At 69.3% G+C, this 12808-nt stretch carries 8 protein-coding genes and 3 pseudogenes; 8 read left to right on the plus strand and 3 right to left on the minus strand.

Annotation, left to right across the window (positions count from 1 at the left end; translation table 11 throughout):
- Positions 1-120 precede the first annotated feature (120 nt).
- The 5 genes and pseudogenes from SSPS47_RS19110 to SSPS47_RS19130 form a co-directional block, all read left to right on the plus strand.
- On the plus strand, positions 121-1326 hold the full coding sequence (locus SSPS47_RS19110) for a restriction endonuclease (RefSeq protein ID WP_239064979.1): 1206 nt from the start codon (positions 121-123) through the stop codon (positions 1324-1326).
- Between the two features lie 7 nt (positions 1327-1333).
- Complete coding sequence (locus SSPS47_RS19115; protein WP_164252135.1) at positions 1334-2134, plus strand: HNH endonuclease signature motif containing protein; 801 nt, start codon at positions 1334-1336, stop codon at positions 2132-2134.
- A gap of 860 nt (positions 2135-2994) precedes the next feature.
- Positions 2995-3318, plus strand: a pseudogene (locus tag SSPS47_RS19120) (LysR family transcriptional regulator); the annotation flags it as partial.
- A gap of 56 nt (positions 3319-3374) precedes the next feature.
- Positions 3375-3917 (plus strand): sugar O-acetyltransferase, encoded by a 543-nt coding sequence (locus tag SSPS47_RS19125; RefSeq protein ID WP_164252136.1) that lies wholly within the window; start codon positions 3375-3377, stop codon positions 3915-3917.
- Between the two features lie 80 nt (positions 3918-3997).
- Positions 3998-4312, plus strand: a pseudogene (locus tag SSPS47_RS19130) (ATP-binding cassette domain-containing protein); the annotation flags it as partial.
- A 1-nt stretch (position 4313) separates the two neighbouring features.
- Here SSPS47_RS19130 and SSPS47_RS19135 read toward each other — a convergent pair.
- A pseudogene (locus SSPS47_RS19135) lies at positions 4314-5405 on the minus strand (BTAD domain-containing putative transcriptional regulator); the annotation flags it as partial.
- 149 nt (positions 5406-5554) lie between these two features.
- On the opposite strand from SSPS47_RS19135, the gene SSPS47_RS19140 reads away from it, so the two are divergent.
- The 3 genes from SSPS47_RS19140 to SSPS47_RS19150 all read left to right on the plus strand — a co-directional run bounded on the left by SSPS47_RS19140 (position 5555) and on the right by SSPS47_RS19150 (position 7474).
- Positions 5555-6004 carry a hypothetical protein gene (locus SSPS47_RS19140; protein ID WP_203557880.1) on the plus strand — a complete coding sequence of 150 codons (450 nt, stop codon included), beginning with the start codon at positions 5555-5557 and terminating at the stop codon, positions 6002-6004.
- Between the two features lie 62 nt (positions 6005-6066).
- Entirely contained in the window at positions 6067-6555 is a 489-nt protein-coding gene (locus tag SSPS47_RS19145; protein ID WP_164252137.1) for a hypothetical protein, read from the plus strand.
- 34 nt (positions 6556-6589) lie between these two features.
- The gene (locus SSPS47_RS19150; protein ID WP_164252138.1) at positions 6590-7474 is read left to right on the plus strand and encodes a tetratricopeptide repeat protein; all 885 of its coding nucleotides are present in this window, start codon (positions 6590-6592) and stop codon (positions 7472-7474) included.
- A 515-nt stretch (positions 7475-7989) separates the two neighbouring features.
- Here SSPS47_RS19150 and SSPS47_RS19155 read toward each other — a convergent pair.
- Together SSPS47_RS19155 and SSPS47_RS19160 are read right to left on the minus strand one after the other, a co-directional pair.
- Positions 7990-9726 (minus strand): lysyl oxidase family protein, encoded by a 1737-nt coding sequence (locus SSPS47_RS19155; protein ID WP_164252139.1) that lies wholly within the window; start codon positions 9724-9726, stop codon positions 7990-7992.
- A gap of 205 nt (positions 9727-9931) precedes the next feature.
- A complete protein-coding gene (locus SSPS47_RS19160) occupies positions 9932-12631 on the minus strand; it encodes a polysaccharide lyase family 8 super-sandwich domain-containing protein (RefSeq protein ID WP_164252140.1) in 2700 nt (899 codons plus the stop codon).
- Positions 12632-12808 lie beyond the last annotated feature (177 nt).

A 12808-nucleotide genomic window follows, 5' to 3' on the forward strand; every position in this document is an offset into this window, starting at 1 on the left:
ATGCGTTATGGCGGCTCATCCGCGTTCGAGTGCGGCGTTTGATAGACGTACACCATGATCCCTGCGACCCGCTCAGCCGAGCCGAGTACCCGGTTCGAGCACCTTGGTGACGCTGACCTAGTGATTGACGCGGTCTACGCCGGTGGGACCTTCGGGCACTCTGGCGATGACCCCATCAGCAAGCTCATTCCCGGTACCGGCAACCAGGGAGGATTTCGCTACGCGGGGTCTCCGGCACAGGGGACCGTCCGCCTGGCTGTGCTGTACACCAGTGGCGGTGCTGTGGACTGGCCGGACCACCTGGATGTGGAGACCGGTACCTTCACGTACTACGGCGACAACCGGACCCCGGGTAAGGGGCTTCACGAGACGCCGCGCAAGGGCAACGTGCTGCTGCGCGATGCCTTCGAGCTCTCACATGGCACCGCACAGCAACGGGCCAGCGGCGTGCCGCCGTTCCTGCTCTTCGAGAAGGCTGCGCCTGGCCGGAGTGTCCGTTTCCGCGGGTTGCTGGCTCCCGGGGGGCCGACTCTGGCGCCGGACGATGAACTCTCCGCCATCTGGCGGGCAACTGGCACCCGCCGGTTCCAGAACTACCGCGCGCGCTTCACGGTGTTGGACGAAGCCAGTGTCCCGCGTACCTGGATCCGCCACCTACTGGCGGGTGGCGATCCTCTCGGGGGCGACTGTCCGGAAGCCTGGCGGACCTGGGTTGCAAGCCGTGTCTACAGGCCGCTGCTGGCCCCTGCTACGACGGTCATACGCTCGACAGCTCAGCAGTTGCCCGATGATCCGGTCGGGCAAGCCATGCTGTCGGAGATCCGGGAGTACTTCCGCGGGCGGGAAACAGAGTTTGAGGCATGTGCTGTGGCTATCTGGCGTCTGATTGCGCCGGCCACCGGGACGGTGGACGTGACACGTCCCAGCCGTGACGGTGGCCGCGATGCCGTCGGCTCGTATGTCCTTGGGCCGCCGGCGGCTCCCATCAGCATCGACTTCGCCCTGGAGGCCAAGTGCTACGGGCCGGGCAACAGCGTTGGGGTTAGAGAGGTCTCCCGGCTCATCTCCCGAATTCGACACCGGAACTTCGGAGTGCTCGTCACTACCTCGCACTTCAACCAGCAGGTCCAGAGCGAGGTGCACGAAGACGGGCATCCGATCGCCCTGGTCTGCGGGCGTGACATCACAGACGCGCTCCGCCAGCACGGCAGGACCACTCCCGCGGCGGTGAAGGACTGGCTGCAGCAGAGCTTCCCTGGAACTCAGGCGGGCCTGGAACAGAGACTCGATCAAACCGCTGCGCAAGATCCTTCACGTGGCAGATAGTTGGCATATGCCTGTCGAGACCAGTGAAAACGACGAGACCCGAGCGCCCGACGGGACGCCGTGGTGGGACCTCACCATCCAGCCCGGCACAAAGGCGAAGCCCTTCGGCCAGGAGAAGCGCCTCGCCGCCTGGCTGTGGTTCAACAAGAGCCTGGGCGACACGTTCACGATGCGCGAACTTCGTGCTGCCCTGGGGCCGGATATCGCCGACAACGCCGAGCACCTCAACCGACGCCTGCGGGAACTCCGCAAATGCGACTGGAGCATCCCTTCCCAGCGGACCGACAGCACCTTGGCTCAGGACGAATACCGGCTCAAGGCCAAGGGCGGACAGATCTGGCTTCCCGGCGAGAGGGACAAGTACAAGAAGTTCGCCCCCAGCGCGCGCATCCGCCGCCTGGTCATGGACCAGGACGGTTCGCGGTGCAGGATCTGCGGACTGGGGCCCGACGACACGTACTACGAGGACGGGGAACGGGTCCGGCTCACCATCGGTCATCTGGTTCCGCAGGAGCGGCTGAAGTCACGAGGGGCCCGGGACGATCTCAGCAACTGGCGCACTGAGTGCTCCCGCTGCAACGAGACTGTGCGTGATGAGGTCCCCGACCCGGAACAGCTCGACGAAGTCCTGGCTGGGCTCAAGCGGCTCACCGCCAAAGAAGCAGGACAGCTTCTCGAATGGATGCGGAAGGGCGAGCGACCGCGTTCCCGGGTCGACCAGGCGTACGACCGCGCACGCCGACTGGCTGCGCCGGACCGTGCCCGAGTTATCGGGAAGTTGGCCGAGCGCCTTGGCGAGACAGGCTGACCACCAGGCCGTACATGGGTCGCAGCAGGGTTGCAGCAGGACGCGGAGGCCTCGGACCAGTTCCGGGGCCTTCTGCGTGTAGAGAGCAGCGAGGCGTTACGGTTCGGCGCATGGGCATTCCAAGGTGGGCCGGTCGCGTGACGGCCGCAGTCGTTGTGGCCGGGGCGTTGATCATTCGGCGTGCGCTCCAGGATGCTGCGGCGCAGTCAGAGTCCGCCTCGGACTCCGGGTACGACTGGTCCCAGAACGAGACCAATTGGCACTGGCGTTGCGAGTGCGGCGCCAAGTCTCGCGGCGGCGATATCAAGGCTGACACGGAGTACAACGCCCAGCGGCACCAGTGGCGCGCAGGTACGGGGCACCCGATGCCTGAGGTCTATCAGAAGCCCTTGTAGGTCGTAGCCGCCGGGAGCTGTCGACGGGCAACGCTGGAGGCGTTGTGGCCGAAGGGGACGAGGGCGGCGCGGTCTCAGTTGCGGTCTCGCTTGCCACCCGTTCCGGGGCTGTCCGCTCATGTCCACCGGGGCCTGACAACCCTCGTGACCAGGCGCGGAGCCGACTCCACAGACGCTCGCGGACGTCCCCGGACCAAGATCGGACAACTCGTAATGCGTAGGTCTCGGGTTCGAATCCCGAAGGCGGCTCTGTGAAGGCCCCAGAACTCACTCGCCGTGATCTGGGGCTTTTGCTTTTACCGGGGCCGGGGGCCGGGGCGTGACCCGGCGCCGGGGGCGGAGGTGACCCCCCTCGTGGCTTCGGATCCTGGCCCGGCTCCAGGAACGCGGCGGTCGGCGAGCCCGAGGCGGACCCCTGATCCTCAACGAGCCACAACGATCAGTTGTGCGTGCCTAAGGTGAGCCGTGGACACCGAGGCACTGCGATCGTTCGTCCGGGCCGCCCGGCTCGGGCAGTTGCGGCGTGGCGCCGATGAGCTGGGCGTGACGCAGCAGGCGGTTCCCAAGTGGATCGCCGCGCTGGAGCGGGAGTTGGATGTCCGTCTGTTCACCCGTACCGCCCGGGGAGTCGAGCTGACGCTCGACGGCCAGGCGTTCCTCCCCCACGCGCGGAGCATCGTCGCGGGTGTCGAGCGTGCCGTCGCCGCGGTCAGGCCGGGCTCCCGTGCCCTGCGGATCGACGTGCTCGGTCTGCGAAGCGCGCGGGCCGTCGCTCTGCACTACTACTGGTAGGGCGATGGCGAGTCCTGTATCAGTCACCGGAACACCGGATAAGGATCGTGGCAATGTCCAGCGACCGTCTCATGCGCATCCACAGCGACGAGTTCCGAGCCATGGCCGACAGGGTCCTGAGGGCCACCGAGCTGACCACCCGCCTGAATGTCCTGCCCTTCGACGACGACGCGGCCAAGGCGGAACTGTTCGAACAGATCCTCGGCAGGCCGCTGCCGCCGAGAGTCACGATCTATCCGCCCTTCTACACGGACCACGGCCACAACTTGGAGCTGGCCGAGCGCGTGTTCATCAACCAGAACTGCACGTTCCTGGACTACGCCGGCATCCGGCTCGGCGAGCGCGTGATGGTCGGTCCGAAGGCCACGTTCATCACGGTCGGCCACCCCGTCGATCCCGAGGAGCGAAGGGGGTGGCTGAGCGGAGCGCCCATCGATGTGGCGGAGAACGTGTGGATCGGCGCCGGTGCCACGATCCTTCCCGGTGTCAGCATCGGCCGTGACGCCGTGGTCGCCGCAGGGGCCGTCGTGACGGAGGACGTTCCGGCGGCAAGCCTGGTGACCGGCAGCAAGGCGACCGTCCACCGGCGGTGGTGACCACGACCTCGCCACAGGGGCCAGGGCGCTGAAACCGCTCTGAAACAGCGCTGAATGCGCCCTGCCGCAGCCTCTGCGGCATGACGACAACGACTCCCGAATCACACGCCATAGCGGCCAAGGGGCTGCGCAAGTCCTACGGGGACAAGCTCGTCCTCGACGGCATCGACCTGCGCATCCCGGCGGGCTCGGTGTTCGCGTTGCTGGGACCGAACGGTGCCGGGAAGACCACCGCCGTGAAGATCCTGTCGACGCTGATCATTGCCGACGGCGGACAGGCGCGGGTCGGCGGTCACGACCTCGCCGCCGATCCGCAGTCGGTGCGCGCCGCGATCGGTGTCACCGGGCAGTTCTCCGCGGTCGACGGTCTGATCACCGGCGAGGAGAACATGCTGCCTGCTCGCAGTTGTCCAGGACCAGCAGCGCCGGCCCGGTGCCGAGCGCGCCGAGGATGCCGGACACCAGCGCGGCCGGGCCGGTGCCGCCCCCGGCGCCGGGCCGCCCCTCGCCCGTACCGAGCGCGGAGGCCACCTCGGCGGCGACGTCCGCGTCCGCGGTGACACCGGCGAGCGGCACGAAATACTCCACCCGCTGCTCGGCCCGGCGGCTGACGGCGTGTGCGATCCGGGTCTTGCCGAGACCGCCGGGGCCGACGACGGTGACCGCGCGAGAGGTGCGCAGCAGCCCCTGGAGGGCCGCGATGTGGTCGTCCCTGCCGAGGAGCGGGTTCGGCTCGTGCGGCACGCCGTGTCTGACCACGGGCGCCTCACCGAGCAGCAACTCCTGCTGTACGGCCTTGAGTCCGGCGCCCGGATCCGTGCCGAGATCGTCGCGCAGCTCGCGGCGGTACGCCTCGTACCGCGCCAGCGCCGCGGACGGGCCCGTCGTCGCCGCCACGCCGCGCAGCAACTCGGCGAGCACCTCCTCGTCGCGCGGGTGCTCCGAGGCGGCCAGGCCCAGCGGACCGGCCGCCTCCGCGCGCCGTCCCAGGCGCGCGAGCGCGAGCGCACGCGTACGTATGAGGGCTCCGCGCACCGGCTCGCGCTCGGTGCGCAGCGCGTAGACGGGGTCGTCGGTGTCGCCGGCCCCGTCGGGCGTGCCCTCCCACAGCGCGAGGCCGGCCTCGGCGGCGGTGAGGGATCCCGCGTAGTCCCCGGACCTGGCCCGCTCCGCGCTCGCGGCTGCGTGCAGCAGCAGGGCGGAGGTGTCGACCTGGTCCTCGGCGAGGGCGAGCCGGTAGCCGGTCGGTGTGCTCGCGATGAGATCGGCGCCCAGTTGCGTCCGCGCCCGGGAGACGAGTACCTGTAGTGCCCGACCCGGCCGCTCCGGCAACTCGTTTGGCTGCCACAGCCCTTCCACCAGCCGCTCGGTGCTGCATCCCGTACGCAGGTCGCCCGCGAGCAGCGCGAGGAGCCCGCGCAGCCGGGGAGCGGTGACCTCGTGTCCGCGGTGGGCGACACGTGGCAGCAGGGTCAGGTCGGTAGTCACCCGTGCAGATTAGCCAAGGGGCCATCGGGTGGAGCTGCCGCTGCCGCCTCTGTTGGGTGTCCCACCCACCGAACGCGACGGAACCCGTCTGGGAACCTTCTGGATCGAGGTTCGGGGACGGGTTCGGATCAGCGGGGCGGCGGCTGATCGTGGTACTCGGGCCGCCGGGCCCTTGTTGGACGCCACGCCGCCCGTCAGGCGGCGTCGAGGGCTCCAATGATCTTGCGGGCCATCACGGCTCGCTGACCGCGTACGCCACCCTCACCGAGGCGGCCCTGCTGCTCACACCAGGGCCGAGGCGGCAGATCTCCGCCTCCTCGCCCGCGGCACTGCTGGCCGCCGTCGCGCCGGTGGTCTCACCGGCGTATCCGCTGGAGGAGCAGCTGAGCTACGCGGCGCGCGAGCGCAGGCCCGGCCAGTACGAGCAGGTGGCCGCCCTGCTGTCCTCGGCGCCGGGCGAGTTCCACCGCCGGATGCGCGCGGTCGTCTACCGGCTGCTCGATCTCGGCGAACCGGCCCACGCGCCCGTCGTGTCACCCCTCCCGCTGCCACCGGCGCTCGACCGCTGGGAGGCCACGGACCTGGGACTGGCACAGTGACGGTCCGGCCCCCGGCGCCGGCGCGGTCCGGGGCCCGGTGGGCGGACGCCGCGTGGTGCGCGGTGCGGTTCGGCCGTCCGGGCGGCCGGGGGCGCGGGCCGGTCTCGCGCCCGGTGTCGGTGCTCTGGCGGCCGGTGGGCGGGGCGGGTGCCCCGGCCTCGGTGCCCTGCCACACCCTCGCCCGGCTCGACGGGGCCTTCGAGGGACCGCGGGAGCCGTACGCGTGCGACGTACACCTGCGCGTGGATCCGGACGCCTCCGAGCGGCGGGACACGGTGTGGTACGCCGATGTGCTCGTCGTCCGCGAGCCGTTGACGACGACGGCGGCCCGCCGCCGTGCGACCGAGTTGATCGCGCGGTATCCGGGCTCTCTCGTCGCCGCCGTACCCGACTCCTCGCACGGGTGCGTCCTGGCGGTGCGGGACGGTGCGGACGTATGGGCCGACCGCCGGCGACTGCCGGCGAACCTCGCGGGCGCGGGCCCTGCTCGACCTCAGCACGGTGTGCGTCCACGCGGGGAAGTACGACGAGGGTCACTCGACGGCGCGTGAGGCGCTCGGGCTCGCCCAGTCCCTGAAGGACACGGTGCTGGAGAGCGAGTCCATTCATCAGATGTCGATCCCGATGTGGCACACCGGGCAATTGGCACTCGCGCAGACCCTTCGGGAACGTGCCGTGTTTTTGCGTAAGCAATCGGGCAACATTCTGCAAATGGCGCGCAGTCGCAATTTTCTCGAAATCATCCATCTCCACCTCGGTCAGGACCGGGATTCCGTCGACTACTTTCAGCTCGCCCGTTCCGGATTCACCGATGCGGGTGATGACCGCGGGCGGTACCGGACATTGAACAACGTGGCCGAACTCTGGCAGAAGCTGGGTAACAAGGAATACGCCGAGAGGTATTACCGGGAAGCGCTGGACGTCTCGAAGACCATGGGAAGCAGAGGAGACCGGGCAACTCTCCAGATGAATCTCGCGAGCGTTCTGACCGATCGCGGAAATACCGACGAAGCGCTTGCTCTGTATGCGAAGTCGCTGCCCGCCCTGAGGGCCGTCGGCGATGTGCAGGGGGAGGGAACGGCCTTGAACGGGACCGGCAGGGCGTACCGGGCCGCGGGGCTCAGCGAGCAGGCGCTGCCGCATCACATCGCCGCCCTGGCGGTCATGCGCCGTATCCGTGCCGCTGCCGAGGAGGTCGGAGTGCTGTACGACCTGGCACTGGCGGAGCTGGACACGGGCCGAGTGGACCAGGCCGCGGCGCACCTGGCCCAGTCGCGGGCCGTCAGCCGCAGGATCGGGGCGCGCGCCGACGAGGAGCGGGCCGCGCTGGCGCTGGAGCGGCTCGGGCGGTCGGGGAGTCCGGAAAGCCAGGACGTCCGACAATGTGGTATGCGCACCTCTTTGGCATATGCGCCGGAATATGCCAGGACCTGCTCTTTCCATGGTCCGGGCGGTGCGGAGAGGGCATAGGGAAGCGATAGCATTCTCGTGGGCAACAGCGGAGCAACCGAACTTCGAATCCCGCTGCTTCTTGCCTGCCCCAAAAATTGGAACAGAAGGAAAATATCCGTGTCGTTGAACAGCGCTCGCGTCTCCCGCACCCGCGCCACGAGTAAGGGGCGAATCGCCGTACTGATGCTTATTGGTAAGGCGCTGGTTTGCATGGCGTACATAGCCCCGTCGATGAGTACGGGAGGGCCGGGCAGCATTTGAGGGAGTCGAGAACGGAGTGCCGGACCACGGAAGCGTGGCCCGGCATTTTGCTGTCGGCGGGGATGGCGAGGCGGTGGTGGAGGGTGGCCGGCGCGGCGCGGGTGGTGAGGTCGGTCGTCTCGAGTACGTCGAGGAACGTCAGCCACAGGTCCTGCGTCGGGGCCATCGCCATCTCCTCCTCGACCCGCGGTGACAGAAGGCCGCGGACGGCGTCGGCCCCCGGGGCGGAGGAACCCGGGGGCCGATCGAGAGTGGTTACCGTACGGACGAGGTCAGTTGGAGTCGACCAGGTCGTGCGCCGGCACCTTCACGGTACGCGCGCCCGGCTTGCCGCCGAGGACGACCTTGCGCAGCGCGCTGTTGTTGTCGAGGTCCGTCTCCTTGAGACGGTTCTCGGGGTTGGCGAGCACCTGGATGTAGTAGGTGCCGTTCGCCAGGTTGGTGATGTCGAAGGACTGACCCGGCAGGTCCTGCGTGTACGTGTCGCCGGAGCCGACGTCCAGCACCTCACGGACGGAGATCGAGTTCTCCTGGCCGCACGCGGTGGACAGGTCGGTGTTCCCCGGGTGCCAGTTGGCGTTCTTCACCGTGTAGTCGACGGCGTCGGTGTTCGCCAGGCAGAACGCCTCCTTGCCGCTGCGCACGGTCTCCTTCTGGTCCGCCTTCAGCAGCCGGTAGCTGGCGAAGTCGGTGAAGTGCCAGTGCTCGTGGCCCGGCCGCGGGTCCCACTCCATGGTGCCGGTCGGGGTGTAGCCGACCTGCTTGCCCTCCGCGTCGTAGAAGTACTGGTAGGCGTCCATCAGCTCCTTGCCGGGGCTGCGGAAGCCGTCCACGACGAGCTGCGCCGGACCCGCGTTCCAGACGTTGGCGCTGAAGGCGAGGTAGTCCTTGCCCTTGACGTCCTGGCCGCCGTCGCTGATCTCGATGCCGTAGGCGGGCAGCGAACGCAGGTCGGGCTTCGGAACGTCCGGGACCAGGGCCTTGCCGGTCGGGCGCTTGGCGTTGGGCTCAACGGCGGGCGCCTTGCGTGAGCCGTCCGTACGGCCGGGGCCGTCACCGACGGGAGCCGTCGCGGTCCTCAGCGAGGCCTTCTTCAGTGCCCACGGCAGGGCGGGCGGCGCGGGGATCAGCGGGCCGTGGCCCACGTTGTACGAGGGACCGGCGCCACTCGTCGGGGCGGCGGGGGCCTCGGAGCGCGTCGCGCCGTGGCCGGCGTGCCCGGACATGCCCTTCATGTTCGCCATGTCGTGGCCGCTGTGGCCGGATGCCGCGCTCTTGCCGCGCAGCCCGGCGGCGCCCTCCTCGTCATCCCAACTGCGCTCGCGCACCGTCAGGTTGATGATCTGCGGCTTGCTGGAGATGCCGAAGAGGTCGCGGTAGCGCTTGGTCACCGACACCTTGGCCTGGTACTTGCCGGCGGCGAGCTCGACCGGTGTGGAGGAGTAGCCCGCGTACGTGTTGGACGCCCAGCCCTTCTCGACGCCCCACACCGAACCGAGGGTGAACGCGTTCTCCGGGCAGCTCTCCGGGTACTTCGACTTGGCCGGTCCGTCGGGGTCGATGCGCCCGGCGGCGTTGTTCGGGCAGTACTTCTCGGTCTTGTTGACCACGACCTCGCGGTTCGTGTCGGTGATGGTGATCTGCGCGAAGCCCGGCAGCCCCGAGAAGTCCTTGACCAACCCCGCCGGCAGGGCCTTGGTGCTGGTCTTGTCCCCGTCGTGGATGACCTGCTCCGCGACGACCGGGTCCTTGTACGACTTGCGGGTCACCTTGAGTTCGAAGGGCGCGCCCTCGGCCGTGAGGTAGGTACCGAGGTCGAGGTAGACGCCCGGGTCCTCCTTCCACGAGTCGAGCGTCAGCATCTTGGTCGCGGCGATCAGGCTGAGCTTCGGCGTGGTCTGCGCCGCCTCGCCTTCGGGCGCCGCGGCCACGACACCCGCGGTCACGGCGAGCGCCGCGGTGGCGGCCATCACCGAACGCCGGAGCCGGACGTTGTGCGTTCTGGTCATCGTTCCTCGTTTTCCGAGTATTCCGAGTTCTCCGAATGCCTGCGTGGACGGTGGACGAACAGCCGGCGCGAAGTACGGTCTCCGATCGCGGAACCGTCTCCCCTGCCAGTGAGAGGCGGGAGAGGGAGCTGTGGGTTGTCTGTGAACCGGTGGGAGCTCAATCGTTGGCCGAAAGTCGCCCTCGGGGGACGGATCCGGCCGCGCCCTACCGCAGCTGTGCCGTCAGGCTGCGCCCGTGCGTCCGGTGGGTGTCGACGTCGATCCGCGTGCCGCCGGGTACCTTGCGGACGCGGACCCCGTCGTCGGACGACACGGCGCGCAGCCAACGGCCGCGCACGGTGACCGAGACCGTCTTCCGCCGCATCGTCGGGTCGCAGACCGAGATCGAGACCGTGCCGTCGTTCGACGTCCGCAGGAGCACCGACGCGGCGCCGTCGATCGACAGACGGTCGGCGCGGTGGGTGCCGGGCGTGAAGGTGTTGACGGCGAGGAGGGACAGTCCGCGGTGTTCGACGGCCTGGACGCGGGTGGTGTTGGCGACGACCGACAGGGGCCCGCGCCCCGCGCCGTTCCCGTGCTCGCGCCCTCCGTCGTGCCGCCCTCCGTCGTGCCCGTGCCCGGCGCGGTACGCCTTCAACTGCCGTTCCGTGGCGTTCGGTACGAGCGCGTGCGCCATCGACAGCCGCCGCGCACCGTCCGGTTGGTCGACGGACAGGGAGAACACCCGCTTGGTGACCGGGGTGTCGGGGTTGGACGTACGCACGACCCGTCGGCTCCTGGTGACCGTGTCGAGCGTGACCGTCGGACGGCTGTCGCCGCCCCCGTCCAGGAACACGTACCCGACCGAGATCCCCTGTCCGGCGTCGGCGTAACGCAGCCAGGCCACCGGGCCCGGCGCCGTACCACCGCCCCCCGGCCACGCCGCACCGTCGCGCAGCCGCCCCGTCACCGTGACGGCGTCCGAGGCCGCGGCGATCCTGCTGTCGAGCGTGGTCGTCACCGCGCGGCCCGCCGCGTCACCGACCCCGGCCGCCAGGACGACGATCTCGTCGTCGAGCATGAACCACGACTTGGTGGCGGTGGCGTTGCGGTGGACGACGAAGTCGTCGGGCAGCTCGCCGGCCTGCTTCGCGGCGTACGCGACGTCGTCGCCCAGCACGAGGCCGACCGCGCCGTACGCGCCGAGGCGGGCGCCCCCGGACACGGTGTTGGTGCCGCGCGGGAAGTAGACGTACGTGTTCTGCGACTCGGAGGACGAGGTGAAGCCGCGCTCCGGGTTGTCGTACCAGGCGGTGCCGTACAGCTCGGGGATCGTCCGCCGGGTCTCCACGGGCGCGGTGACGCCGGCCAGCCGGTACGGCGACACGGTCGTGTAGTAGTCGATGCCGAAGGACCGGGTCTGGTCCTGGCCCGCGAGGTACAGATAGTGCGCGCCGTCGCCCTGGAACCACGGCATCAGGTTCTCGCCGCTCATGTACTCGTACTTGCTGATCCGGTCCGAGCTGCGGGCCAGCGCGAACGCGTAACCGGGGCGCCGGTGCACGGTCTTGTCCATGGCGTTGAACGCGGTGTGGCTCTCGGCGTCGCCTAGGTCCGCGGCCGGGACGGACGTGTCGGCGAGGATGTCGGCGTAGCGCGCGACGCTGACAGGTGAGACGAAGACGGCCGGGTCGAGCGCGGCCTTCGACGTCTGGCGGACGAACTTCACGTACCCCTGGAGGGCGGTGGCGTCGGCCCCGGTGGAGTGTCCCGAGAGGTCGACGACGGCCTCGACGACCACGGCGACGTCCGTGTAACCGGTCGCCGTCCGCGACACCCCGCGGCCCTTGACGATCTCCATCATCCAGCCCTCGAAGATGAGCGGGGCGAAGCCGTCGGCCACCCAGCCGCGCACCACGGCCACCAGATCGGCGGTGCCGGTGCCGGTGTCGCTGTCGTTTTCGGTACCGGCGTCGGCGTCGGTACCGAGGTAATCGGTGCCTTCGAGGATTTTGACGGTCTGCACGGCGCGGGTGAGCAGGACCTTGCCGTACGAGCCGGTGTAGGCGACGGAGTCGTGCTGGATGAAGGAGCCGTCCGCGTAGAAGCCGTCGGTGACGCCGTGTCGGGGGCGGTACGGATCGACCGTCGCGTACACCGTCAGCTGGTCGGCGACCGCCTTGACCACGCGCGCGTCGTCGCCGGTCACCGCGCCCTGGAGGATCCGGTTGGTGGTGATGTCGGCGAGGTTGGCGCCGGTGTGGAAGCGTGAGTCGAGGTCGACGTCACCGTCCTTGCCGTTGCGCAGATAGGCGTCCATCGAGGAGACGTAAGTGGTGGTCAGATCCGGCCTGTACGCGGCGAGTTCGTCCTTCAACAGGACGAGGATCCTGCTGACGCTCGCGGAGATGCCGATCTCCCAGTTGAACCAGTTGCCGTAGTAACCCTTCGACTGGTCGCCGTAGTACGTGTCGTGGAGCAGTACCAGGCCGTCGATGACGCGTCGTTGGACGCTCGTGTCCTCCCGGAGGTCCGAGGCAGCGGGGCCGGGTGTGCGGGTGGCGAGGGCGATCTCGTACAGGTACTGGTACGAGGTGTTGAGGTTCGCGTCGCTGGTGCCGAGCGCGACGCCCTTGAAGAGTTCCCCGGGTCCGGCGCCGTCCAGTGCGGTGAGGCGGGTGCGCGCCGTCGAGTCGATGGCGGCGAGCTTGGCGGCCACCTCGGGGCGGGCGTTGGACTCGGCCGTGCCGGCGAAGATCGCGACGGTGTTGGCGAGGAGCGCGGCGTGGTTGGCGCCGGGGTCGGCGGCGCTCGTGGCCGTCGTGGCGGCCGGCCGCCCGGCGGCTCGCGCCCGCAGGGGCGCGGCGACCGCGAGCAGGGTGGACGCGGGCAACATCGTCAACAGGGTGCGGCGCGAGAGCTGCAAGGGAATGCTCCAAACTCGGCCAGAAAGCGCTTGCCGTATCCAAACAACCGGGGTTGGGCCTGTCAATGAATCGGCGCGCCCGCCTCTCCGGTTGAGGTGGACGGGTGGCGGCCGGGAGGGGGAAAGGGCAGGTCGGAGGCGTGTCGACGGTTCGTTGCCGGATCACTATACACGGTA

Source organism: Streptomyces sp. S4.7, assembly GCF_010384365.1.
Classification (GTDB): Bacteria; Actinomycetota; Actinomycetes; order Streptomycetales; family Streptomycetaceae; genus Streptomyces.